At 59.4% G+C, this 2,118-nt stretch carries 1 pseudogene; it reads right to left on the reverse strand.

What is annotated here, in order from left to right:
- Positions 1-40: 40 nt before the first annotated feature.
- A pseudogene (locus ACIOU6_RS27920) lies at positions 41-2,118 on the reverse strand (hypothetical protein); the annotation flags it as partial.

Below are 2,118 nucleotides of genomic sequence, written 5' to 3' on the forward strand. Positions count from 1 at the left end.
GTCGTCGAATACTTTGCGTTTGTCGGTCATGGAGAGCTCCTCAATAGGTGTATTTTCCACCTATCGGGGTGTCCGGGGAAATTAGACCACTGCAGGGTGGTGTGCTCAACAAGTCTTTCACCTCTTTGAAAGGACCGCTTATACGCAGGCCCTGACCCTCCTCGAACGGTATCCACTGGCAACTACTGTCGGACAACCAGACGGGCGTCATGTCACGCCATGGACGGGGAGGTTTGAAATTGCCGGTTCGACTGTTTTTGATCAAATGTCGGTTTTCGAGAGTATCTACCGGATCACCGACCATGCTCAGTTCCAGGTAGACACTGCCTGGCTCGGCGCCCGGCAAGTCGATGGTTACTGAATCAATAGCGCTGACGAAAGCCAGGCCAGAACGGCCATTATCAGGCGCCGGCTTGGAACTGCTTTGCATGGTGACCCGAGGCGTATAGAGGATGAGGTACAAACGGTCGAGTTCGTCCTGTTGGGCTTTGGGCGCAATAGGCTCCAAATCGTTAGCTCGGGCCTTAGACCAACAGCAGTTGTTCAGGAAATTTTGCAACGGTGTCTTTTCGAAAAACCACGCTGTCAGGTATACCGCGCCCAAGGCGGCAATGATCCAGTTCAACGGCCCCATGTAGAGCGTGTAGCGCAAGATGGCGACTTCCGCGGTTATTGAACCGGTCAAGGCGCGGGCGGTATAGCCAAACCCTAGCATCGCTTGGGCACCGAAGGCCGCTACCTGCCCCCCGACCGCGATTTGGCGCATTTTCAGCCAAGGATCGACTCGGTTTTGGGCGCTCTCGATCTGTACTTGCAAAGACTTGAACTCTGCCCCCGCTGCAACAAATGACAACCCACCAATCACCCCACCAAACAACGTAAGCGCGGGCGCAGCAGAACCAAAGAAGTAAAACCGATCCCTCCCCAACCCCATCCGCACCTGACTATCCACCACCGCCACCAACGCCGCCGCCCCATACAAACTCGCCGACACCGTGTCATTCACTCGCCGGGCATCCATCCCCTCCAACACCCCGGCCTCGCTCAAATAGTTCTGCACATTCACCACGTTCACCAACAACGCCGCCAACGGCACCACTCCCCCGCTGTTGACCACCACGGGCGAATTCACAATCCGCTCCACCCGCCCAACGCCAATGGCTTTCCCCGTCTTGTTCACCCATTCACTCAACGCCTCGGCCCGTTGCCCGAACAACTTCCACACCTGCCGCGTGCCCTCGGTCACGAATTGCAAACGGCTTTCCCCGCCCAACCTCGCGGCAAGAAAAATGCTCATCCACGACGCGCTGAAGCCCTTGTCACCCTTGAGCAACAACAACGCCGCACCCAGTCGATTGACCAGCATATTCCATTGACTGTCGGCCTCGCGGGCCATGGTCGCGATGTCATCCAGCACCACCACACTCAACGGCGCCAGGGCCTGATGGGTGGCGCTGATGTTGTCGGCGGACAGGGCGGCCATCAACTCGCCAAGACGCGAGGCGTTGTTGACGGCGGCCTCAATCGACGGCGTCCAGGCGTTGAACAGTTGCCGGAGTGCGCCACCGTCGGCGGCGCGCACGTAGTCGGCGTATTGCTCGGCGCCTAGGGCGCGGAGGCATTGGGCGGTTAGGCAACCGCTGGCGAGTTCGGTCAGCCATTGGCGCGTCGGCAGGTCGTCGTAATCGACAAACCAGGTGCCGCTGGCCGAGCGTTTCAGGTACACGCCACGGTCGGCGAACAACGCCGTGTGGCGTTGTTCGAGTTGTTGGAAGTGGCCGGCGGCGGTGTCGGTGAACCATGTGTCCATGGCATCGAGGTCGATGTACTTGCCGACCTTGGCGCTGAATGCGTGATTGTTGAGGTTGGCGTGTTTTTCCGCGCGGTATTGCCGGACCACGTCCTCCGCTTCGTAGTACAGATCGGCCGGAATAAACGCCCGCACCGGGCCGACAATGGCTGCGATACGCGCATCACGGGCGGCCGCTTCGGCCTGGGTCGGCCGACCGCCGTATTGACGATCCCGGGTTTCAACCCTGAGTTCCTCATTCAGCCGATCCTGGGTGTCGAGCATGATCTGGCCCTGCTCGGGCGTGAGGCTGATGTCGCGATCCTTGT

This window comes from Pseudomonas sp. NPDC087615 (genome assembly GCF_044743445.1).
Lineage (GTDB): Bacteria > Pseudomonadota > Gammaproteobacteria > Pseudomonadales > Pseudomonadaceae > Aquipseudomonas > Aquipseudomonas baetica_A.